Origin of the sequence: Streptomyces sp. NPDC007901, from assembly GCF_042959465.1 — a bacterium.
Classification (GTDB): Bacteria; Actinomycetota; Actinomycetes; order Streptomycetales; family Streptomycetaceae; genus Streptomyces.
Window position 1 is genome coordinate 31,435 of record NZ_JBIBKW010000007.1, and the last position, 21,296, is coordinate 52,730.

Consider the following 21,296-nt stretch of genomic DNA (forward strand, 5'->3'; position numbering starts at 1 on the left):
CACAGTCCGGGAGGGCTCGGGGCCGGTGTTGCGGTCAATACCGTCCAGTACCGGCCAGTACAGGCATGTACCGGTCAGTACTGCTCGGTCTCCATGAAACCCGCGTTCCCGTTGTCGTCCGCGTCGAAGGCGGCGGCGGTGGGGTCGAATCCGGGCGGGCTGTCCTTGAGGGCCAGGCCCATGCCGGCCAGCTTCGCCTTGACCTCGTCGATGGACTTCGCACCGAAGTTGCGGATGTCCAGAAGGTCGGCCTCGGAGCGCGCCAGGAGCTCGCCCACCGAGTGGACCCCCTCCCGCTTGAGACAGTTGTAGGAACGGACCGTGAGCTCCAGTTCCTCGATCGGCAGCGCCATGTCGGCGGCCAGGGCGGCGTCCGTGGGGGACGGGCCCATGTCGATGCCCTCGGCGTCGATGTTCAGCTCGCGGGCGAGACCGAACAGCTCCACCAGGGTCTTGCCCGCCGACGCCATGGCGTCGCGCGGCCGCATGGCCTGCTTCGTCTCGACGTCGACGATCAGCTTGTCGAAGTCGGTCCGCTGCTCGACACGGGTCGCCTCGACCTTGTATGTGACCTTCAGCACAGGCGAGTAGATCGAGTCGACGGGGACGCGGCCGATCTCCTGGCCCAGCTGCTTGTTCTGGACGGCGGAGACATAACCGCGGCCACGCTCGACCGTCAGCTCCATCTCCAGCTTGCCCTTGCCGTTGAGCGTGGCCAGGACCAGGTCGGGGTTGTGCACCTCGACACCGGCCGGGGGCGCGATGTCGGCGGCGGTGACCAGACCCGGACCCTGCTTGCGCAGGTACATCACGACCGGCTCGTCGTGCTCCGAGGAGACGACCAGCTGCTTGATGTTGAGGATCAGGTCGGTGACGTCCTCCTTGACGCCCGGCACGGTGGTGAACTCGTGCAGCACGCCGTCGATCCGGATGCTGGTGACAGCAGCGCCGGGGATCGAGGACAGGAGGGTACGGCGAAGCGAGTTGCCGAGGGTGTAGCCGAAGCCCGGCTCCAGCGGCTCGATCACGAACCGGGAGCGGAATTCGTCGACGACCTCTTCGGTCAACGAGGGACGCTGAGCAATCAGCACGGGGTATGGCCTCCAGTGTTTGGCGCCCGCTATGTGACGCCGTAGTCCCCCGAAGGGTACGGGCGGTTCGGCCGTCGAAGAAGCCGAACCGCCCGACCCCGCCCGTCCGAGCGCCGGCCGGCGGGCTCGGCAGCGCCGCCGCGAAGGGCCCCGGAAGCCGGTGATCGGCCACTCCTGCCCGCCGGATTCGGCCACCGGTAGGGTTCCTGGGCGCATACTGGGGATGATGACAAAGCCTGCTGCACCGAAGCGTCACTTGCCCACCAGCCCCTTCAAGGCCCCGGTCGTCCCGGCTCTCAAGCAGTTCGCTGTCGGCGACCAGGTCACCCATGACATGTACGGCCTCGGCCGGGTGATCGGCATCGAGGACGGAATCGCCGCACTCGTGGATTTCGGCTCCACGCAGATGCGGATCCTGAGTCCGTACGCCAAGATGACCAAGCTGTAGAACCGCTGTGCCCGGTCACGGCACGCCAGGTCCCTTCCGGGACCTGTACCGAAAGCGAGATCTCTCATCGATCTGACGTCGCTGTTCTCCGCCCTGGAAGGGCAACCCCGCCGTGCCGCCGCGGCATCGCCTCCTCCGGTGACCGACCCCTTCCAGGCCCCGGACTTCGGGGAGGACGACACCTACCTGCACGACGAGGACGCACCCGGGCCCGCCTCGGGCCTGCGTGCCGCACGACCCAAGGCGGCTTGACTCCCACACGTACCGCGCCCGCACCCCGCCCTGTCAGGGCACAGCGGCCGAGAGGGGTGGAACCGATTCGGTTCCACCCCTCTCGGCCGTCGGGCGGCATGGCACCTGCTCATTGCGCCCCTCCCGATTCCGTCCCTCCCCGCGGAGCGCCTCGCGGACCGCCTCGCACCGCCCGTCCCACCTCCGTGCGCAGCGCCACGAAGGCGGGTGAGCTGCGGGTGGTGAGCTGGTCGCGCTCACGCGGGAGGGTGACCGGGAGGTCGCGGACGACGCGGGCGCCGGGGCCGGGAGAGAGGACGACGACGCGGTCGCCGACGTAGACGCTCTCGTCGATGTCGTGGGTGACGAAGACGATGGTCGTGTCGTCGGCGCGGTGGACTTCGAGGAGGAGGTCCTCCAGGTCCTCGCGGGTGCCCGCGTCCAGCGAGCCGAACGGCTCGTCCATGAGCAGCAGGGAGGGCCGGCAGACGAGGGCCCGGGCGATGGCGACGCGCTGCTGCATGCCGCCGGACAGTTCGCGCGGGTGGCGGCGGGCGACCCCGTGCAGGCCCACCCGTTCGAGGATGATCTCGGCCTCGGCCCGGCGGGCGGCACGGTTCAGGCCCCGGCGGCGCAGTGGCAGGGCCACGTTGTCGCGGACGGTGAGCCAGGGCAGCAGCGAGCGGCCGTACTCCTGGAAGACCACCGCGAGCCGGTCCGGGACGCCGGTCACGGGTGTCCCGTCGACGGTGATCGTGCCCTGCTGTGCGGGCAGCAGGCCGGCGATGGCGCGCAGCAGCGTGGACTTGCCGCAGCCGGAGGGCCCGACCACGCTGAGGAGCTGCCCGGCGGGCACGGTCAGGCTGATGTCGTCCAGGACGTGCTGGTCGCCGAAGTGCCGGCTGACGGAGTCGAGGCGCAGCATCCCTCACCCGGCCCGGGGTGCGTAGAGGGTGCCGGCGCCGCCGGTCACCGCGACGTGCAGGAGGAAGGGGCCGCTGTCGTCGCCGCGGCCCAGGGCGTGGTCCAGGGCGGCCGGCAGTTCGCCGGGGTGCTCGGCGTGGGCCGCGGGGCAGCCGAAGGACTCCGCGAGCGCCGTGAAGTCGATGCCCGTGATCTCCGTGCCGGGGACGGGCTCGATGCCGATCCGGCGGCCCAGCGCGCGGACGGCCGCGTAACCGCCGTTGTCCAGAAGGACGTAGGTGACCGGGGCCCGGTGGCGGGCCGCGGTCCACAGGGCCTGCACCGAGTACAGCGCCGAGCCGTCCCCGACCACGCACACCACCCGGCGCCGGTCGGCGAGCGCCCGGCCCACCGCCAGGGGCAGGCCCCAGCCGAGCGCGCCGCTGCCCGTGGTGAGGAAGCCCCCGCGCGACGCGACGGGCACCCGCGCGTGCAGCGCGTCCCGGTGGCTCGGCGCCTCCTCCACGAGGACCCGGTCGCGCGGCAGACGGGCGTCCAGCAGGTCGAAGAACAGCTCCGGGGTGATGTGCCCCTCGGCGCGGGCGGGAGGCGGCGCCGGGCGGGGCGGCGGCGGATCGCGGTCGGCCGTCGTCTTCAGCAGCCCGGCGAGGTGCGCCAGCGCGGGGCGCAGGGTGGTGACGATGCTGGTGCCGGTGGGCAGCCAGGCGGCCTGGCCGGGGTCGCAGTCCAGATGGAACAGCTCGGTTCCGGGCGGGAGCGGCGGGCCGCCGTCCGCCACGTGGTAGGTGAACACCGGTGCGCCGAGGGCGACGACCAGGTCGTACGGGGCGAGCCGCGCGGAGAGTTGGCGGGAGACCGGCGGCAGGAAGCCCTGGAACAGCGGGTGCGACTCCGGGAAGCCCGAGCGGCCGGAGAGGGGGCTGATCCACACCCCGGCGCGGAGCCGCTCGGCGAGCGTGCGGACCTCGTCCAGCGCGTCCTCGTCGTCCACGCCCGGTCCCACCACGAGTGCCGGGCGCGCGCAGGTCTCCAGCCGGGCGGCGAGCGCGTCGAGAGCGGCCGGGTCCGCCGTGAAACCCGAGTGGACCGTGCGGGGCGTGACGAACGCGGCGGGCCGGTCCCAGTCGTCCTCGGGCACGGACACGAACACCGGGCCGCGGGGCGGCGCCATCGCGACCCGGTACGCCTCGGCGAGCACCGCCGGCACGTCCTCGGCCCGCTCCGGCTGGCGTGCGGACTTCACGTACGGACGCGGGAACCGGGCCGGTTCGTCGGCGCCGAGGAAGGGCCGCAACTGGAGCAGGGAGCGCGCCTGCTGGCCGGCCACGATCACCAAGGGCACCCGGTCGCGGAAGGCGTTGAAGACCGCGCCGAGCGCGTGCCCCACCCCGCCGGCCGAGTGCAGGCTGACGAACGCGGCCCGTCGGGTGCCGAGCGCGTGCCCGGCCGCCATGCCGACGGCGACGGACTCCTGCAGCCCCAGTACGTAGGTGAAGTCGTCCGGCCAGTCGCGGAACATCCGCAGTTCCGTGGAGCCCGGGTTGCCGAAGACCGTGGTCATGCCGGTGTCGCGGAGGAGTCGTACGACCGCCTCGCGCACCGTGGGCGTCGTCATGCCGTCCTCCTTGCGGGCGTTCCCTGGCCGACGAGCCGCTTCTCGACCGCCAGCAGTGCGGTGTTGAGGAGATACCCGAGTGCGCCGAGCAGCAGCAGTGCCGACCACACCGTGAGCAGGTCGGAGCGCGTCTGGGCGTCGGTGAGCGTGAACCCGATGCCGTCGGCGCTGCCCGGCAGCAGTTCCGAGAACACCATCAGGATCAGGCAGAGCGACAGGCTGAGGCGGAGCCCCGCGAAGATCCGGGGCAGCGCGGAGGGCAGGATCAGGAACCACAGCCGCTCGGGTGCCGTCAGCCGCAGCACGGCCGCCACCTCCCGGCGCAGCGGATCGGTGGCGCGGGCGCCCTCGGCCGAGTTGACCAGCACCGGCCAGACCGCGCCGAACACGATCGACGCCACCTGCATGGGCGTACCGACGTCGAAGACGACGACGAACACCGGCACCAGCGCGGGCGGCGGCACGGCCCGCGCGAACTGGAGCACCGGGTTGCACAGCGCGTACGCCCGGCGTGAGCGGCCCACCGCGATCCCCAGGGCGACCCCGGTGACGGCGGCGAGCGCGAACCCGGCCGCCATCCGGCCCAGGCTCGGCAGGATGGTGCCGACGGCGTCCGAGGTGAGGAACAGCCGGCCTGCGGGCCCCGAGAACCACAGGTCGTAGGCGTGCCGGGCGATCCGCAGCGGCGGCGGGAAGTACACACTGCGCTGCGCGCGGGCGGCCAGTTCCCAGCAGAGAACGGCACCGAGAAACACCGCCCAGCGGAGAAGGAAGGGGACGGCGGCAGCGCGCGGCGGCGCCTGCCGCAGCGGCGGGGGCTGGGGCTGCGTCGGCGGCTGCGGCTGTCGCGGGGGCTGGGGCTGCGTCGGCGGCTGCGGCTGTCGCAGGGGCGGGGGCTGCGTCGGCGGCTGCGGCGGGGGCTGCGGCGGGGGCTGCGTCGGCGGCTGTCGCAGCGGCGGGGGCTGGGGCTGCGCTGGCGGCTGTCGCAGCGGCGAGGGCTGGGGCTGCGCTGGCGGCTGCGGCTGTCGCAGGGGCGGGGGCTGCGTCGGCGGCTGCGGCGGGGGCTGCGTCGGCGGCTGTCGCAGCGGCGGGGGCGGGGGCTGCGCTGGCGGCTGCGGCTGTCGCAGGGGCGGGGGCTGCGTCGGCGGCTGCGGCTCCCCCTGCGGCTGCGGCTGCGGCTCTCGCTGCGGCCGCGGCTCTCGCTGTGACTGCGGCTGCGGCTCCCCCTGTGACTGCGGCTGCGGCTCCCCCTGTGACTGTGGCTCTCGCTGCGGCTGTGGCTGTGTCATGGGCCGCTCCGCTGCAACGTCGCGGCCGCCGGGCGGGGTTCCTGTGCCCAGGCGAACAACCGCCGCTCCGCGCCGACCAGTACGCCGTTGATCACCAGCCCGAGGCCGCCCGCCCACACCACCCCGGCCAGCACGTCCCGCGTGCCGTGGGTCGCGGTCTGGGCCTGGGCGATGAAGATGCCGAGGCCCTGGCCGAAGCCGGAGAGGATCTCCGTCGCGACGGCGAGGATCAGGGCGACCGCGGCCGAGATCCGCACGCCGGCGGCGATGAACGGGGCGGTGGCCGGCAGTTCCACGCGCAGCAGCACCGCGAGCCGGCCGAACCCGAAGGCGCGCAGGGTGTCCCTGGCCAGCGGGTCGGTCTCACCGAGGCCGTAGACGGTGTTGAACAGCACCGGCCACAGCGAGGCATACGCGATCAGCGTGACCTCCGTCCGGGTGCCGGACCCGAGCAGCAGCGACACCAGGGGGATGAGCGCGACGGACGGCAGGGGCCGCAGGAACTCGATCACGGCGCGCGCGGCGGCCTCCATCACCGGCACCGTGCCCAGCAGCAGCCCCAGGGGTACGGCGACCGCGCAGGCGAGCCCGAGGCCGAGTGCCCACGCCCGCACGGTCACCCCGACCCCGTCGAGAAAGGCCGGGTCCCCCGCCAACCGGACGGCGCGCACGAGGACTTCGGACGCGGGCGGCAGATAGCTGCGCCGGACGATCCCGGCCCGGGCCACCGCCTCACAGATCCCGAAGGCCGCCGCCGCGCCGAGCACTCCCAGCAGCAACTCCTGGCGCCGGGTCATGTCACCAGTAGGGGTGCCGGGTCGATGTCCTTGCCGAGCAGTCCCTGGGCGCGCATGAGCCGGACGAGCCGGCGCAGGGCGGACGGATCGGCGGTCGTCGGATAGACCGGCAGGTGGATCGACTTGGCCTGGTCCGCCGTCACCTTGGCGTACTTGGGCAGTTCGGTGCGTACGACCGCCGGGTCCTCGGCGGCCAGCGCGGACGCCGCTTCGACGGCACGCCGGAAGCCCGCCGCCGCCTTCGGGTTCTTCTTCACGAAGGCGGCCGTGGTGACGTACCCGCTGGCGGGCAGGCCCTTCGCCGGTCCCGAACCGCCGTCGAGCAGCACCCGCGCGCCCAACTCGCCCTGGATGGCCGTGTCGAAGGGCTCGACCGCGTGGACGGCGTCCACCTGGCCCCGCTGCAGGGCGGGGCCCATCTGCGGGAACAGGATCTGCCGGTAGACGGGCCGGCCGGCGTGCCGGGCGTCGAGGATCGCGTTCAGGGTCAGGGACTGGATGTTGTTCAGGACGGCGACGGCGACCTTCTTGCCGGCGAGGTCCGCGGGCGACTTCAGGGCGGAGTCCTTGGCCACGAGGACATCCATCATGTGCGGGGCGATCCGCACCCCCTCGGCGAGGATGCGCAGGTCCAGGGTGCCCTTCTCGTACGCCTGGAGGTAGGTGACGTAGTTCGCACTCGCGATGACGTCCACCTGGCCCTTGAGCAGTGCGGGCAGCGCCTGGATGCTCTGCTGCACGGGCTGGATGCGCACGTCCAGCCCCTCCTTGGCGAACAGCCCGCGGTCCCGGGCCAGATAGAGGGCGGCGGAGTCGGTGAGCGGCAGCGCAGCCACGGTCAACTGCTGTCGGCCGTCGGCGGAGTGCGGCGTGCCGCCGCTGTCACAGCCCACCAGGATCAGCGCCGCGGCGGCGACGAGCGCGGCGAGGCGTTTGGTTCCCGATCGTGATCGATGTAATCGCTGTGAAGGCATGTCGGCATGCCTACCCGTATTTGTCATGATCGCTACAAATACGGTGCGGATTTCGGGGTCATTGGAGAAATACGAACCGAGCGCGGAGGAGCCGCGCAAGCGGGCAGGAGGAGCCGCGCAAGCGGGCAGGAGTACACGCTCTGGTGTTGAATCGGCTGATGGACATGTCCTCCCGAGAGATCCGTATGCCCCTCAGTGAGGTCGTGGCGGTGCTGCGGGACCTGAACGAGTTCGTTGTCTCACTCGATCGCATCGGATCCCGTCAGGCGTCCGGAACCGCCGACGAGTTCACCGTCGGCGCCTTCGTCGCGGACTGGGACGTGGCCCGGCGGCTGGCGCACGCCCGGCGTGTCATCGGCGTCGCGCTCGATGCGCAGCTGAGCGAGGAGGACAACGCCGAGATCGACGCCGTGTGCGAGCAGGGCCGGTTCTACGGGACGGACGGCGACGGCGGTTCGTCCTCGGGCCGGTCCGGGTTCTAGTGCTCGTTGGCCGGGGCGGCCTCCGTGCGGGTGGCCGGTGGTGGGGCGGCGCCGCGGCAGCGGGTCGTCGGGGCGGGAGCGGTGTGCCGTACCCAGCGGATGTCGACCTCTCGGCCGTTCGGCAGGGTGTGGTGCGGCGGGCTGTCGTCGGGGACGAAGCGCGCGGCCGACAGCGCCTGTGCGGTCTCCGCGTGCCTCGGGTCGTATGCCGCCCGGACGGTCCGAAGGCCCAGGTGGGCATGGCCCAGCAGCGCGGCTGCCCCGAACAGCTCCGCGGCGAACGCCTGGTCGCGAGCGTGGGGAGCCAGCCAGCCGGTCACCTGCCCGGAGCCGGGATCCATCTCGATGACCCCGGCGTATCTGCCGTCGTCCGTACGCACGCCGATCAGAGGCACGATGTCGGGGCCGGGTTCGATGGGGTGGGCCAGCAGGCGGTGGATCCGGGCGGACGACCGGAGGGCATCGGTGTCGCCCGGGCGCAGCGCCAGCAGGGCCTCGCGGGCCTGTTCGCCGAGGACTCTCTCCTCCTCCCACCCGAGCCAGTGCTGGGCCTCGGGGTCCGAGGCGGCGGCCAGGGCGGCCGCCAGGTCCAGCCATGATTCCGGCGAGTAGAGCAGCAGCCGCGCCGTGCGCAGGGTGTGCCGGCGATGCCCGCACACGCCGGGCAGCGGGAGTCTGGGTGCCCCTCGCCCTCGACGCCTCCGTGACCAGAACACGTGCCCCCCTTGGTGAAACCGGGGCGGAGTCTAATGCGCCGCCCGTGCGATGCGGTCCGTGGTGTCCTGGCCGTTGGGTCCCGGGCCGACTGGGTTTATCGTCGGAATCATGGGGCCAGGACGAGGAGGACGGCCGGTGATGCCGCAGGACGAGGCCGTGATCGGCTGCGTGGGGAAGGTGCTCATCGGAACGCGCGGTTCCGGCGGCCCCGGCGAAGTCCTGGTAAAGGTCAGAGGCGGTTCCGAAACGTTTCTCGCCTGGTCGGAGGAGCCCCTGCCCGTGGGTGCCACGGTGCTCGTGATCGAATCACGGGGATGCCGCGAGATCGGCGTCATCGAATGGGCGGATCCATTGGACGCGCTCGGCGGGGATGCCGCCGAGGCCGGCTGAGGAGTAACAGGAAATGTTCGGATACCGCGTACCCGCTCCCGACGAGGCGATGCTGATCTCGGGGGGCAGGCGGGGACTGGGGGGCGCGCCGTTCCGAGTGGTCACGGGGCACGGGAAGTTCGTGCTGCCGGTCTTCCGGAAGGTCCGGTTCCTCACCCTGTCCATGTGCGAGTCCGAGGTCACCGAGACCTGTGTGACCAGACAGGGCATCGCGCTGCACGTCCGCGCGGTCATCGCCTTCAAGGTCGGCAACGACCACGAGAGCATCATCAACGCCGGTCAGCGCTTCCTCTCCGACCAGGAGCAGATGTCGGTGCTCACCGGCCGGATCTTCGCCGGTCACCTGCGGGCCATCATCGGCTCGATGACCGTCGAGGAGATCGTCACCGAGCGGCAGAAGCTCGCCGCGGAGGTGCTGGACACCTCGAAGACGGAGATGGCGAAGATCGGCCTGATCGTCGACTCGCTGCAGATCCAGTCCATCGACGACGGCGACACCGGCTACATCGACGCCATGTCCGCCCCGCACAAGGCGGCCATCCAGCGGCAGGCCCAGATCGCCCAGGCCCAGGCCACCCAGGCCTCGGCCGAGGCGGAGCAGGCGGCGGCCCGCAAGCAGGCCGAGTACGCCCGGCAGACCGCGATCGTCAGGGCCGAGTACTCCGCCGAGGTGGACCGCGCCCAGGCGCAGGCCGGGCAGGCCGGACCGCTGGCGCAGGCGCACGCCCAGCAGGAGGTGCTGGCCGCCCAGACGGAGCTGGCCCAGCGCCAGGCCAAGCTGCGCCAGGAGCAGCTGGTCGCCGAGGTCGTGCGGCCCGCCGAGGCGGAGGCGGAGCGGGTCAGGATCCTCGCGGCGGCCGAGGCGCAGCGGATGAAGATCCAGGCGGAGGCGGCGGCCTCGTACGACCGGGTCGCGCTCGACCGGATGCTGATCGACCAGCTCCCGCAGATCGTCAAGGAGGCCGCCGGTGGCCTAGCCGGCGCCAACGTCAACGTCCTCAACGGCGCCGACGGCCTCGGCGAGATCGCCGCCGGCCTGGTCTCCCAGGGCCTGACGATCCTCGACTCGGTCCGGCAGAACCTGAGCGGCGCGGACTCCGACGGCCAGCGCCCCGACGGCGGGCGTCCCGCGGAGAGTGGCGCGGGCGGCGGCGGCCTGCTCCAGCTGCCCACCAGCAAGGGCCGGAAGCCGAACGACGACGGTCCGGTGGACGTCGACTAGGACACCGATGCGCCGGCGGGGCCCCCTCGGAGGGGCCCCGCTCGGCAACGGGTTCTCCGATCTGCCAGGGGCGGGCGACGGCGCAGGTGGCGGATGCCACGGGGAGCGCACCGACCGTCGCCGAAGCGGCTAGGTTGTGGGCACACGATCAGCACAAAAGCTGCCAATTCGCCCCCTTCCCCGTGAGGCGTTCCGTCATGAGCCTGAGCATCCGCAATCAGATTCCCGGCACCGTCACCGCCGTCGCCCCCGGGGAGGTGATGGCGACCGTGAAGGTGCGTCTCGACGGCGGTCAGGAGCTCACCGCCGCGATCACCCTGGAGGCGGTGAGGGACCTGGGGCTCGCCGAGGGGTCGGCCGTGCGGGCCATGGTGAAGTCCACCGAGGTCGCGCTCGCCACCGGCCGCCTGGCCGGGGTGTCCATCCGCAACCAGCTGCCGGGCACGGTCAGCGAGGTCGCCACCGGCGGGGCCATGGCCACGGTCAAGGTCGACGTCGACGGAGGTCAGCACCTCACCGCGGCGATCACCAAGGACGCGGTCACCGAGCTTGGCCTCACGGCCGGTTCGCCGGTCGTGGCGCTGGTCAAGGCGACCGAGGTGGCCCTCGCGACCGCCTGAGTCCGGTCAGGCGTCGGCCGGTCGGCCGTCGTCCTCGCGCCCCCGTCCGCCGAGCGCCACGAGCACCTCCGCGCAGACGGCCAGGGCCGTCTCGGCGGGGGTGCGGGCGCCCAGGTCGAGGCCGATCGGGCCGTGGACGCGCGCGAGGTGCGTGGCGTCGAGACCGGCCGCCGTGAGGGCCTCGGCGCGGCGGGCCTGGGTACGGCGTGAACCCAGCGCTCCGACGTAACCGACGTCCGCCGTCAGCGCGGTGTGCAGGACGGGGACGTCGACGTCCGGTTCATGACTGAGGACGATCAGGCAGGCGGCCGGACGGGTGGTGAGCAGGGCGCGGGCGTCCGGGGCGGAGTCGGTGACGGTCGCCTGCCAGCCCAGCACCCGGGCCTGGGCGACGAGGAGTTCGGCGAGTTCGCCCCCTCCGACGATCACCAGGTGCGGGACGGCGGGGCAGGTCTCGATCAGCACGAGACCCGCGTCGGTGTACCGGACCTCACGCCCGGCCCGGTGCCGGGCGAGCAGCTGCCGGGCGGCCTGTTCGGGGGTTTGCGGCGAAGCGGCACCCTGCGGCGAAGCGACGGCCCGCGACGAAGCAGCCCCCTCCGACAGGACGGCACCCCCCGGCGTCGCAGCACCCTCCATCGAAGCAGCCCCCTCCGGCGTCACGACGGCCCGCGACGAAGCAGCCCCCTCCGGCGTCGCAGCGCCCTCCGGCGTCGCAGCGCCCTCCGGCGTCGCAACGCCCTCCGGCGTCGCAACGCCCTCCGGCGTCGCAACGGCCCGCGGCGAAGCAGCCCCCTCCGACAGGACGGCACCCCCCGGCGTCGCAGCACCCCCCGGCGAAGCAGCCCCCTCCGGCGTCACGACGGCCCGCGACGAAGCAGCCCCCTCCCACAGGACGGCACCCCCCGGCGTCGCAGCACCCTCCGGCGAAGCAGCCCCCTCCGGCGTCGCAACGGCCCGCGGCGAAGCGGCGCCCCGCGGCGGGCCGGCGGCTTCCGTGCGGGTGGGGCCGACGACCGTGCTGGTGGCTCGGGTCCGGGTCGTGTCGAGGTGGGTGACGAGTGCGGCGTCGGCGCCCTCGGCCAGCAGGTCCCACCAGCCGGCGGGGACGGCGGACAGCGGCTGGAGCAGGATCTCGGCCTGCCCGCCGCAGGTCAGACGGGCCTCCTTCACCTCTTCGCCGTGGACGGACACCTCGCACACGAGGGCGGTCCGCCCGGCCGGCATCCGGGCCGCCGCGTCGGCCAGCCGCGTGTCGAACGCCCCGCGATAGAGGGTGCCGTGGCAGGTGCCGTCCTCGTCGACCAGCAGCGCGTCCGCCGGTCGGCGCGGGCCGAAGCCCTGCTCGGTGAGCGGACGGGCGAGCACCGCACCGCGGCCCTCCGCCGTCCACCGGCGTGCGATCTCCGCCAGCTCACGCATCGCCCTCGCCCTCCTCGCTCCGGACGCCCGCTCGCGCGGCCACCGGCATCCACCTGGCCGGCAACGGTCTTGTGGGACCGAGTGTAGGGAGACGGCCCGGCGTACGGGCGGCGGCGCCCCCGGCCCTCCTCAGCCCTCCCCTCAGCCCCCTCAGCTGCCGGACGCGGCCGTCGGCAGCGACAGCAGTGCCCGGAGCGGTGCCGAGGTGTGGGACCCGGCTCGCCAGATGAGGGCCTTGGCGTACGGGATGCGGGGGGTGAGCGGTACCGCCGTGACCCGGGGGTCGCCGGTGAGGCAGCGGGCCGCGGCCGCCGCCAGGGCGATGCCGACGCCCGCGGCGACCAGTTCGATCTGCAGGGCCACGTGGTTGGTGGCGTAGGCCGGCCGGAAGGGCTCGCCCGCCTCGGCGAAGGCCGCGAGCAGATGGGGGCGCAGGCCGCTGTCGGGGCCGTAGGCGATCAGCGGGGTGCCGGCCAGCTCGGCCAGGGTCAGGGTGGGCCGCCGGGCCTGCGGGCGGTCCGCGGCCACGACGGCGACGATCTCGTCGCGGACCAGGACCCGGTGCCCGAAGCCCGGGTCGAGGCCCCCGGGCGGTACGGCGACGAACGCCGCGTCCAGGGAGCCCTGCCGTACCTGCGGGACCAGGCTGGCGCTGGTGCCGTCGACGAGGTGCACGCTCACCCCGGGGTACTGCCGGTGGAACGCGCCGAGCTGTGCGGGCAGGCCGCTGTGTTCGACGCCGTCGGCGGCGCCCAGCGCCAGGTTCCCGGTGAGCAGCCCGGAGCGGGCCGCGAACTCGGCCTTGGCGGCGGCGACGGCGGCCGTTCCCTGACCGCCCCGAAAACCGGCGGCTCCGCTTCCCCGTAGGGCGCGGCGCGCTTTCTTTACGCACTCCTGACGCGGGCACCCGCATCCGGGCGGGCCCGGCCGGTGTCCTCCTCCTTGTCCGGAATCTTGTCCGGATCACGTCGAGAATGGAGTGTGTGCCCATGGACGGCGCCGTTGTAGGGGGCGTACTGGCCGTCGTGCTGGCCCTGCTCGTGCTGCGCAGCGGGATGCGGGTGGTCAACCAGGTGGAGCGCGGGGTCGTGTTCCGCCTGGGCAGGGCGCAGCCGGATTTCCGGCGCCCGGGGATCACCTTCCTCATCCCCTTCGTCGACCGGATGCGCAAGATGAACGTGCAGGTGGTCACCATGCCGGTACCCACTCAGGAGGGCATCACCAAGGACAACGTGTCGGTGAAGGTCGACGCCGTCGTCTACTTCCGGGTGACCGACCCGGTGCGGGCCGCCATCGAGGTGCAGGACTACGTCTTCGCCGTCGGGCAGGTCGCCCAGTCCTCCCTGCGGTCCATCATCGGCAAGAGCGACCTGGACGACCTGCTGACCGACCGTGAGCGGCTGCACGAGGGCCTCGCCCTGATGATCGACAGCCCGGCCGCGGAGTGGGGCATCCACATCGACCGCGTCGAGATCAAGGACGTACAGCTCCCGGAGTCGCTGAAGCGGTCCATGTCCCGGCAGGCCGAGGCCGAGCGGGAGCGGCGGGCCCGGGTCATCACCGCGGACGGCGAGTTCCAGGCCGCGCAGCAGCTCGCCAACGCCTCCAGGATCATGTCCGACACCCCCGAGGCGATGCAGCTGCGGCTGCTGCAGACCGTCGTCGAGGTCGCCGCCGAGAAGAACTCCACGCTCGTGATGCCCTTCCCGGTCGAGATGCTGCGCTACTTCGACCGGGCGGCCAAGCGGCTCGACCAGGAGGTCGAGAAGAACGAGCGGGAGCTGGACGGCCCGGAGGGGCAGGCCGCGCTCAGGGCCGGGATCGAGCAGATCGCCTCCGTCGCCGACAAGTTCACGCCGGCGCCGGAACTCACCGCGCCGCGGGAACCGGAGCCGCAGGAGCCGTCCGCTCCCGTCGAGCGGCCGTAGCCAGCGCCAGCGTCACGGCGAGCGACGCCCCCGCGAGGAGCGTCATCGCGCGGGCGGGCGAGGTGAGTTGAGCCGCCGAACCCGCCAGCGCGGCGCCCACGCCCTGCATGGTCAGCATCCCGGCCGAGTGCAACCCGAGGGCGTGGCCGCTGAGTTCGTCGGGGGTCAGCCGCATCAGCCGCTCCTGCTGGACCAGGCTCGCGCCGAACCCGACGGAGGCGACGGCGGCACAGCCGGCGGCGAGCCCGAGCGGCGGGTGCAGGGCGAAGAGCAGGTACGGCGTGGCCAGCAGCAGGAGCAGCGGGGTGGCCGTCCGGGTGCGGACGGCGGGCGGGAGCAGCCGGCCGACGGTCACGTCCCCGGCGAGCATGCCGAGGGCCGCGCAGGCGAAGAGGGTGCCCGCCGAGCCGGGGGCGTACGACACGTACAGCGACTCGCAGCCGACGATCAGGCCGTTGGGCACCCACAGGCCGAGATAGGTGAGCCGGCGCGGGCGCGAGGACCACAGCAGGGCGTTGGTGCGCCAGGTCGCCGCGACGGAGGGGCGGCCGGCGGCGCGCGGCGGGCGGGCGGTCAGGCCGAGGCGCAGGGCGAGCGCGGCCGTCAGGTAGAGGCCGGCCGCGAGCAGCAGGCAGACGCGCGGGGAGACGGCGGCGAGCAGGGCGCCGCCGGTGGCGTAACCGGCGATCTGCACCAGCCCGCTCGCCATGTTGAACAGCGAACGCCCGGGCAGATAGCCGTCCTTGGCGAGGATCTCGTTCAGCAGCCCCCAGCGGACCCCGCCGCCGAGCGCGGCGACCAGGCCCAGCAGGAGGACGACGGCGAGCAGCGCGCCGGCCGGGAGGCCGGGCAGGGCCAGGCCCGCGGTGGCGACGGCGAAGACGAGCGAGATCGCGGCGAGGGTGGTGCGCGGGGGCAGCCGGTCCGCGCCGGACAGCAGGAAGGTCGCGCCCAGCACCTGGGCCAGCGAGGGCCCGAACATGCTCAGCGCCGAGAGCAGGGGTGAGCCGGTGGAGCGGTAGACGAGCGTGCCGAGGGCGAGGCCGCCGACGGTACCGCCCGCGTTGTGGGCGGCGGCAGCGAGGAAGAGCGGGGTGAACTCGGGCGTGCGGAACAGGGTCCGGTAACGGGTGGTGGGCATGACGGGGAGTCTCAAGGGAGCCCGGCGCCGGCGTTATTGTTTCGCGCGGACGCGAAAGGTTCTCACGACCAGGAGAACCTCTCCCGAGAAGGAGACCCTCTTGGGCTGGTGGCAGCTGAACGCGGACACGCTCGCCCGCAGCCGGTTCGTGCTCTCCCCCTTCGCCGAGACCTTCGCGAGCCTGCGGCTGCTGCACGGCGGCACCGCCGCACACCCCGGTGAGCGGGCCTGGCTGGACGCGCACCTGCCCGGCTACCGGGCGCGGCTCGCCGCCGACCCCGTCACCGCCGCGCTCGTCCGCGCCGGTCTCGGCCGGGTGTGGACCGCCGACTTCCTCACCCCCACCCCCCGGGACGGCGAGAGCGCCGGGGAGGGCATCGCGCGGGTGCGGGCCGCCCGCCCCGACGCGGCCCGCGCGCACCTCCGGGTCGCCCTGGCCGGCCCGCTCCCCGGCGCCCTGGACCGGGACGACCTGCCCGACCGCGCGGCCGACCTGCTGACCTACGTGTGGGAGACGGCCGTACGGCCGTCCTGGGACCGCCGGCGGCGGATCCTGGAGGCGGACGTGGTCGCCCGTACCGCGCAGGTCAGCCGGGGCGGCTGGGCCGAGGTGCTGGACTCGGTACGGCCGGGACGGACCCGCTGGCTCGGCGCCAACCGGCTTCAGGTGAACCTGCACGAGTACCCGCCCCGCGAGATCTCCGGCGCCGACCTCCTCCTCGTACCCGTCACCCCCAAGTCCGGCTGGGTCTCCTGGGAGGAGCCGGACCGCTACGCCCTGGTCTACCCCTGCGCCGGCGCCCTCTCGGACCCGGCCGCCCGGAGCGTCCCGGCCGCCCTGACCGCGCTCCTCGGCGGCGCACGCGCCGGCGTGCTGGTGCTGCTGGAGACCCCCCTGAGCACCACCCAGCTGACCGCGGTGACCGGCCAGGGCCTCGGCTCGGTCGGCCGGCACCTGAAGGTGCTCCTCGACGCCGGTCTGGCGGAGCGGCGCCGGGCCGGCCGGTCGGTGCTGTACTCGCGGACGGCGGCCGGGGACGCCCTTGTGGAGGCCGGAAACCGGGCCGTCGCTGAGCGGAGTTAGCATCCGCTTATGACGACTACTGAGAACAACGGGTCCGTGCTCGATGTCGAGATCGATGCCCTGCAGGGCGGCTCCGCCGGCCTCGCGGGCTACGGCGGCAAGGCCGTCCTCATTGTCAACGTGGCCTCCAAGTGCGGCCTGACCCCGCAGTACAGCGGCCTGGAGCGGCTCCAGGAGCGGTACGCGGCGCAGGGCTTCACCGTGCTCGGGGTGCCCTGCAACCAGTTCATGGGGCAGGAGCCCGGCAGCGCCGAGGAGATCGCCGAGTTCTGCTCGGCGACGTACGGCGTGACCTTCCCGATGACCGAGAAGGTCGAGGTGAACGGCGAGGGCCGGCACCCGCTCTACGACCGGCTGGTCGGGTTCGCCGACGCCGAGGGGCACACCGGGGACATCCGCTGGAACTTCGAGAAGTTCCTGGTCGGCCGGGACGGGCAGGTCGTCGCCCGGTTCTCGCCGCAGGCCGAGCCGGAGTCGGCGGAGGTCGTGGCCGCGGTGGAGGCCGCCCTCGCCTGAGCCCTCCTTGACCTTGCCCCCGGGGCAGGGCCGAGCCTCCTGGTCACCGGGCGGAAAGGATCCGCCCGGTGACGGAGGATGTGGCCGTGGACGACGAGGAACTGCTCACCATCGGCGCGTTCGCCGCCCGGTCCCGGCTCTCGGCGAAGGCACTGCGCCTGTACGACCGCCTCGGGCTGCTGGCCCCGGCACACGTCGACGAGGCGTCCGGCTACCGGTACTACCGGGCCGGCCAGGCGGAGCGCGCCCGGCTGGTGGCGCTGCTGCGCCAGCTGGACATGCCGCTGGCGCGGATCGCCGAGGTGGTCAGGGCGGTGGAGACGGCGGACGGTGACACCGCCGCCGGGCTGCTGAGCGGCTACTGGGCGGACGTCGAGGCGCGGCTCGCCGGGCAGCGGACGCTCGCCGCATACCTCCGTGGACGGCTGTCCGGGAGGAGTACGGAGATGTACGAGACGTTCGTGGTGGAGACGGCGCGGGTGCCGGCACAGGTGGTGATCACCGAGACCCGGCACACGCTGGCGGACGAGCTGCCCGCCTGGATCGGGGCCTCGCTGGGCCGGCTGGAGGCGGCGGCCCGGGAGTGCGGGGGTGTGACGGGGGCGCCGTTCGTCGTCTACCACTCCGAGGTGTCCATGGAGAGCGACGGCCCTGCGGAGGCCTGCGTCCCGGTGTCGGACCAGGCGGCGGCCCGGGCCTGGGTGGAGCGGCACGGGCGGGCCTGGGAGACGAAGGTGCGGGTCGAGCCGGCGCGCACGCTGGCGTACACGCGGATCGGCAAGGCCCAGGTGGCGCATCCGCAGATCCTGGCGGCCTTCGAGGCGGTGGAGCACTGGGTGGCCGGGCAGGACGGTCTGGAGTACGACGGCCCGTGCCGGGAGGTCTACTTCGCGGACTGGGACGCGGCCGGGCCCGAGGACCCGGTCTGCGATGTGGCGTTCCCCGTCCGGTGACCGGGCACAAGCCGAGCCCCCTCGGCAAGGACGGCGGGCTGGTCGAGAGGGCTCTGTGGGTGATGCTTGTGCAGTTGTCGTAGTCGGGAGCGCGAGCGGAGGGTCAGCGAATGCCCCCTACGCCTTGACCGAGGTCACAAAGGCGTTCCACGCGCCGGCCGGGAACGCGAGGGCCGGGCCCTCCTCGACCTTGGAGTCGCGTACGGCGAGTCCCGCGGTCGTCGGCGACTTGACCTCGACGCACGCCCCGTTCCCTGCGGAATAGGAGGACTTCGTCCACGTCTCCGTGGCGCCCTGAAGCAGTGCCATGTCCACTCCTGTAGCGAGTTGCTGTGGTGCTTGCTGTAGTGCCATTCACGCCAACCTTCTGACCGGTTGGCGTGATCGACGCTACTAGCCAACTCCCCCGCCTGGAGCACTCGTTCACTCGACCGGATGGCATATTCCAGGGGAGCCTTCCATGGGAGCGTTACGCCGGTGTAAGATCCGGCGCCCACCGTCCGGGAGGGCTCCCGGAGGGCTCAGCGGGCGTACTCCTTGGCCGCGTCGGCGATGAACTGCCGGGACTGCTCGACGTTCAGCGACTGGGCCCGCAGGTGCTCGTACATCACGGCGTACTTCTGCACGTCGTGGGCCTTCTCCAGGTAGAGGTCGCTGGTCACGCCCTCCAGGTAGACGACGCTGGAGTCGGCCGCGTCGGCGAACTCCAGGATCGCGTACTGGCCGTTGAGGCCGGGATGCGCGCCCACCTCGAAGGGCAGCACCTGCACGGTGATGTGCGGCTGCTGGGACATCTCGATGAGGTACTCCAGCTGCTCGCGCATCACGAGCCGGTTGCCGACCAGCCGGCGCAGGGCGGCCTCGTCGAGCACCACCCAGAGGCGAAGGGGGTTCTGTCCTGCGGTGATACGTTCCTGTCGGCGCAGCCGCACCTGGACCCGCTTCTCGATGTCGGCGGCGGAGGTCTCCGGCAACGCGCCCTGCACCAGCGCCTCGGCGTACGCCCGGGTCTGCAACAGCCCGGTCACCAGCTGGGGTTCGTACACCCGCAGCGACTCGGCGTCCGTCTCCAGGCCGATGTAGACGCTGTACGGGATGTCGCCGAACGCGTGCCACCAGCCTTGCTGGCGCGAATCCCTGGCCATCTCCATCAGGGAGTCGACGACCCGCTGGTCCTCGACCTCGTACACCCCGCACAGGTCGCGGACGTCGCGCTGGCTGATGCTCCGGCGCCCGTTCTCCAGCCTGCTGATCTTCGACTGCGAAACGAGCAACCGCTCCGCCACTTCCTCCGCCGTCATGCCCTTGAGCTCACGGAGCCTGCGCAGCTCCTGGCCCAGCCGGCGTCGCCTGACGGTGGGATTGACATTGGACGCCACGGGACGTGCACCTCCGGCTGCCTGCCTGTAACTACCACTTTGCGTATCTGCTGTTGAGCAGACTGCCACCAAGGTGGTTCCTACCGCTGGGAAACAGTGGATATGCGGCGCGTACGCGTCAGTTCGGGCACATTCCGGATGCGGCCGGGAACAGGGATGCGCAGACAGCCGAGCGGGGCGGCGAGGCGCGTACTGCGTACGCCTCACCGCCCCGCTCGGACCAGCGGCTCCCGAACCGGGTCTCAGGTGTGCCGTGTTGCTGCCCGTCGTTCTCCGTCGCTGCCGTGGAACTGCGGCTCAGTGCACCACGGCGCGCGCCATCGCGCCCCGGCGCGGCTGCATCGGAACACCGCGGGCGGGTTCCGGCGCACCGGGCCTGGCGCCTGGTCCGGCCTGCCGCCGTGGCTGGGCGACCGCGCCGTTCTGCACGTCCATGACGGCGTGGGCCACGAGCCCGCCCATCGGGTCGTGCCGGATCAGGTCCCGCAACCGGGAGCGAGAGGACCGTCCCTCGTTGCCCGGGTACAGGTGCTTGCCGAGACCGACCGCGTGGGCCAGGGCGGCGAGCGCGGCGGTCCGCGGGTCCGGCGGTACACCGGTGCGGATCGCCGAATCCAGCCGGCCACGGATCTCCCGGGTGACGGCGTTGTCCGTCGCCTGGTAGCGAGTGGTCGGCAGCACCCCGCACATCTGGCCCGCCACGGCGGCGACCATGCCGCAGCGTTCGAGATGCGTGAGGTAGACCTGACGGAGCCCCAGCCGGGGTCCGCCGATCCAGTGCACTGCCCGCACGGGAGCGCCACGCCTTCGCAGCAACTCCAACGCGCAGTCCAAAGTCGGATCTCCAGTCGGCCGTGGCTGCACCACGGCGATACGATCCCCGTCTGGGGCTATCCGTCCGGCCAGCGCCAGCTCCACTAGCTGTGCTCCGGCCAGACCGAGGTCGAGCGACTGCGGCTGTGCAGTGGTACCCGTGGCCGGGTCCAGTGCCAGCAGCAGAAGCTCCTCCGGAAGTGTTCTGCGGCTCCTGCCCATCCATGCCTCCCCGCGTGGATGAATGACAGGGTGACCCCTCTCACATTGGTCTGTCGAGGGTGCGTGACCGGTTTGTAAGGGAACCGGAAGGTATGTCGTTCTCGTCTACCGCAGGGGCTAAGCCCGCACACAGGACACTGGTACATGGTTCGGACAACGCACGGCAACGTGCGAAGCGTGGAGGAGGCATCGGTGGCGGGCGAGTCCCCCGACAGGTCGAAGCAGCGCGAGTCGTCGGCAGAACCGACGTCGGGGAGCGCGGATTCGGTTCCCGAAGCACGCGACCCGCGACTGGCGGTGGCCGCCGGGAAGGAGACGGCCGGCGGCGTGGACACCGCGACCCGGATCTTCTCGGTACGGAACCCGAAGCCGGGCGGTGAGGACGACACGAAGCTCCGCGAGGCGGTGGCGGCGTGGGTCCGCACGGGCGAGCCGGAGGACGGGGAGCCCGTGACCGACGCGGGCACCGGCGAGGCGGCCACGGAGCCCGAGGAGGGCCCTGAGACCGCCGAGCGGCACGAGGAGACCCCGGAGGCGGCGGAGAACGCCGACAGGCCCGACACGGCGCCCGGGTCGACGACAGCGGCGCACACCGAGTCCACCCCGAAGCCGACGGACGCCGACCCCAAGGCCCGGCCGAACAAGGCCACTTCAGCCGAGAACACCCCGAAGACCACGACCGACCCTGCGGACACCCGCCCCGACGACAAGCCGAAGTCGACGACCGCCGAGCCCGAGGACGCCAAGCCCGACGCCGAGGCACAGGCCGACGCCGAGCCCGAGGACGCCAACCCCGTGACCAAGGCGACGAACGCGGCCGAGCCCGAGGACGGCCCGAAGGCCGACGCCGGACGCAAGGACGCCGCGCCCGTGGACGAGCCGAAGGCCGCGACCGGGGAACCGGCGGACGCGAATCCCGGGGACGAGCGGTCGGCCGTGGCGGAGCCCGAGGACACCCGCCCCGAGGACGAGGCGACGGCCCACACCGAACCCGAGGACAAGCCGCAGGCGGCGACCGCCGAACCGGAAGACGCCAAG

At 72.9% G+C, this 21,296-nt stretch carries 24 protein-coding genes and 1 pseudogene; 12 read left to right on the forward strand and 13 right to left on the reverse strand.

Annotated elements, in window-relative coordinates; translation table 11 throughout:
• Window positions 1-74 precede the first annotated feature (74 nt).
• The gene (locus tag ACFZDK_RS23030) at window positions 75-1,091 is read right to left on the reverse strand and encodes a DNA-directed RNA polymerase subunit alpha (RefSeq protein WP_365688700.1); all 1,017 of its coding nucleotides are present in this window, start codon (window positions 1,089-1,091) and stop codon (window positions 75-77) included.
• A 226-nt stretch (window positions 1,092-1,317) separates the two neighbouring features.
• On the opposite strand from ACFZDK_RS23030, the gene ACFZDK_RS23035 reads away from it, so the two are divergent.
• A complete protein-coding gene (locus ACFZDK_RS23035) occupies window positions 1,318-1,539 on the forward strand; it encodes a hypothetical protein (protein ID WP_390975108.1) in 222 nt (73 codons plus the stop codon).
• A gap of 361 nt (window positions 1,540-1,900) precedes the next feature.
• Here the strand turns inward: ACFZDK_RS23035 and ACFZDK_RS23040 are convergent, their stop codons facing one another.
• From ACFZDK_RS23040 to ACFZDK_RS23050, 3 genes are read right to left on the reverse strand one after another with little or no spacing between them, the layout of a single operon-like run.
• Complete coding sequence (locus ACFZDK_RS23040) at window positions 1,901-2,695, reverse strand: ATP-binding cassette domain-containing protein (protein ID WP_390975110.1); 795 nt, start codon at window positions 2,693-2,695, stop codon at window positions 1,901-1,903.
• Between the two features lie 3 nt (window positions 2,696-2,698).
• Complete coding sequence (gene mdlC / locus ACFZDK_RS23045; protein WP_390975112.1) at window positions 2,699-4,309, reverse strand: benzoylformate decarboxylase; 1,611 nt, start codon at window positions 4,307-4,309, stop codon at window positions 2,699-2,701.
• Window positions 4,306-5,010 (reverse strand): ABC transporter permease subunit, encoded by a 705-nt coding sequence (locus tag ACFZDK_RS23050; RefSeq protein ID WP_390975114.1) that lies wholly within the window; start codon window positions 5,008-5,010, stop codon window positions 4,306-4,308. Before ACFZDK_RS23050 ends, mdlC begins: the two co-directional genes overlap by 4 nt.
• Here ACFZDK_RS23050 and ACFZDK_RS23055 point away from each other — a divergent pair.
• Window positions 4,975-5,517 (forward strand): hypothetical protein, encoded by a 543-nt coding sequence (locus ACFZDK_RS23055; protein WP_390975115.1) that lies wholly within the window; start codon window positions 4,975-4,977, stop codon window positions 5,515-5,517. The genes ACFZDK_RS23050 and ACFZDK_RS23055 overlap by 36 nt on opposite strands.
• Window positions 5,518-5,594: 77 nt before the next feature.
• Here ACFZDK_RS23055 and ACFZDK_RS23060 read toward each other — a convergent pair whose 3' ends face one another.
• Window positions 5,595-6,395, reverse strand: a complete 801-nt coding sequence (locus ACFZDK_RS23060) for an ABC transporter permease subunit (protein WP_390975117.1) — start codon at window positions 6,393-6,395, stop codon at window positions 5,595-5,597.
• Entirely contained in the window at window positions 6,392-7,369 is a 978-nt protein-coding gene (locus ACFZDK_RS23065; RefSeq protein WP_390975118.1) for an ABC transporter substrate-binding protein, read from the reverse strand. The genes ACFZDK_RS23060 and ACFZDK_RS23065 overlap by 4 nt, the downstream gene beginning before the upstream one ends.
• Window positions 7,370-7,554: 185 nt before the next feature.
• Here ACFZDK_RS23065 and ACFZDK_RS23070 point away from each other — a divergent pair, with 185 nt between their 5' ends.
• The gene (locus ACFZDK_RS23070) at window positions 7,555-7,851 is read left to right on the forward strand and encodes a hypothetical protein (RefSeq protein ID WP_390975120.1); all 297 of its coding nucleotides are present in this window, start codon (window positions 7,555-7,557) and stop codon (window positions 7,849-7,851) included.
• Here the strand turns inward: ACFZDK_RS23070 and ACFZDK_RS23075 are convergent.
• Entirely contained in the window at window positions 7,848-8,510 is a 663-nt protein-coding gene (locus ACFZDK_RS23075) for a GNAT family N-acetyltransferase (protein ID WP_390975122.1), read from the reverse strand. The two genes, ACFZDK_RS23070 and ACFZDK_RS23075, sit on opposite strands and share 4 nt — an antisense overlap.
• A gap of 196 nt (window positions 8,511-8,706) precedes the next feature.
• Here ACFZDK_RS23075 and ACFZDK_RS23080 point away from each other — a divergent pair, with 196 nt between their 5' ends.
• The 3 genes from ACFZDK_RS23080 to ACFZDK_RS23090 all read left to right on the forward strand — a co-directional run bounded on the left by ACFZDK_RS23080 (window position 8,707) and on the right by ACFZDK_RS23090 (window position 10,800).
• Window positions 8,707-8,958, forward strand: a complete 252-nt coding sequence (locus ACFZDK_RS23080) for a hypothetical protein (RefSeq protein ID WP_390975123.1) — start codon at window positions 8,707-8,709, stop codon at window positions 8,956-8,958.
• A 13-nt stretch (window positions 8,959-8,971) separates the two neighbouring features.
• Window positions 8,972-10,180, forward strand: a complete 1,209-nt coding sequence (locus ACFZDK_RS23085; protein ID WP_390975125.1) for an SPFH domain-containing protein — start codon at window positions 8,972-8,974, stop codon at window positions 10,178-10,180.
• Window positions 10,181-10,377: 197 nt separating this feature from the next.
• Window positions 10,378-10,800, forward strand: a complete 423-nt coding sequence (locus ACFZDK_RS23090) for a TOBE domain-containing protein (protein WP_390975126.1) — start codon at window positions 10,378-10,380, stop codon at window positions 10,798-10,800.
• 6 nt (window positions 10,801-10,806) lie between these two features.
• Here ACFZDK_RS23090 and ACFZDK_RS23095 read toward each other — a convergent pair whose 3' ends face one another.
• Window positions 10,807-12,222 carry an XdhC family protein gene (locus ACFZDK_RS23095; protein WP_390975128.1) on the reverse strand — a complete coding sequence of 472 codons (1,416 nt, stop codon included), beginning with the start codon at window positions 12,220-12,222 and terminating at the stop codon, window positions 10,807-10,809.
• Between the two features lie 150 nt (window positions 12,223-12,372).
• Window positions 12,373-12,984, reverse strand: coding sequence for a LysR substrate-binding domain-containing protein (locus ACFZDK_RS23100; protein ID WP_390975890.1), 612 nt, complete (start codon window positions 12,982-12,984; stop codon window positions 12,373-12,375).
• Here ACFZDK_RS23100 and ACFZDK_RS23105 point away from each other — a divergent pair.
• Both ACFZDK_RS23105 and ACFZDK_RS23110 read left to right on the forward strand, forming a co-directional pair.
• Window positions 12,892-13,089, forward strand: a complete 198-nt coding sequence (locus tag ACFZDK_RS23105) for a hypothetical protein (protein ID WP_390975130.1) — start codon at window positions 12,892-12,894, stop codon at window positions 13,087-13,089. The genes ACFZDK_RS23100 and ACFZDK_RS23105 overlap by 93 nt on opposite strands.
• Before the next feature lie 122 nt (window positions 13,090-13,211).
• On the forward strand, window positions 13,212-14,150 hold the full coding sequence (locus ACFZDK_RS23110; protein ID WP_390975131.1) for an SPFH domain-containing protein: 939 nt from the start codon (window positions 13,212-13,214) through the stop codon (window positions 14,148-14,150).
• Here ACFZDK_RS23110 and ACFZDK_RS23115 read toward each other — a convergent pair.
• The gene (locus ACFZDK_RS23115; RefSeq protein WP_390975132.1) at window positions 14,092-15,291 is read right to left on the reverse strand and encodes an MFS transporter; all 1,200 of its coding nucleotides are present in this window, start codon (window positions 15,289-15,291) and stop codon (window positions 14,092-14,094) included. The genes ACFZDK_RS23110 and ACFZDK_RS23115 overlap by 59 nt on opposite strands.
• A 100-nt stretch (window positions 15,292-15,391) precedes the next feature.
• Here ACFZDK_RS23115 and ACFZDK_RS23120 point away from each other — a divergent pair, with 100 nt between their 5' ends.
• The 3 genes from ACFZDK_RS23120 (at window position 15,392) to ACFZDK_RS23130 (ending at window position 17,844) form a co-directional block, all read left to right on the forward strand.
• Window positions 15,392-16,375 carry an ArsR/SmtB family transcription factor gene (locus ACFZDK_RS23120; protein WP_390975134.1) on the forward strand — a complete coding sequence of 328 codons (984 nt, stop codon included), beginning with the start codon at window positions 15,392-15,394 and terminating at the stop codon, window positions 16,373-16,375.
• A gap of 9 nt (window positions 16,376-16,384) precedes the next feature.
• Window positions 16,385-16,891, forward strand: a complete 507-nt coding sequence (locus tag ACFZDK_RS23125) for a glutathione peroxidase (RefSeq protein WP_390975137.1) — start codon at window positions 16,385-16,387, stop codon at window positions 16,889-16,891.
• Window positions 16,892-16,959: 68 nt separating this feature from the next.
• A complete protein-coding gene (locus ACFZDK_RS23130; RefSeq protein WP_390975138.1) occupies window positions 16,960-17,844 on the forward strand; it encodes a MerR family transcriptional regulator in 885 nt (294 codons plus the stop codon).
• Between the two features lie 117 nt (window positions 17,845-17,961).
• On the opposite strand, the gene ACFZDK_RS23135 is transcribed toward ACFZDK_RS23130, so the two are convergent.
• From ACFZDK_RS23135 to ACFZDK_RS23145, 3 genes are all read right to left on the reverse strand, one after another.
• On the reverse strand, window positions 17,962-18,153 hold the full coding sequence (locus ACFZDK_RS23135; protein WP_390975139.1) for a DUF397 domain-containing protein: 192 nt from the start codon (window positions 18,151-18,153) through the stop codon (window positions 17,962-17,964).
• Between the two features lie 212 nt (window positions 18,154-18,365).
• Window positions 18,366-19,223, reverse strand: a complete 858-nt coding sequence (locus tag ACFZDK_RS23140; RefSeq protein WP_390975140.1) for a Scr1 family TA system antitoxin-like transcriptional regulator — start codon at window positions 19,221-19,223, stop codon at window positions 18,366-18,368.
• A 297-nt stretch (window positions 19,224-19,520) separates the two neighbouring features.
• On the reverse strand, window positions 19,521-20,258 hold the full coding sequence (locus ACFZDK_RS23145) for a GPP34 family phosphoprotein (protein WP_359206960.1): 738 nt from the start codon (window positions 20,256-20,258) through the stop codon (window positions 19,521-19,523).
• A 177-nt stretch (window positions 20,259-20,435) separates the two neighbouring features.
• On the opposite strand from ACFZDK_RS23145, the pseudogene ACFZDK_RS23150 reads away from it, so the two are divergent.
• Window positions 20,436-21,296: pseudogene (locus ACFZDK_RS23150) on the forward strand (hypothetical protein); the annotation flags it as partial.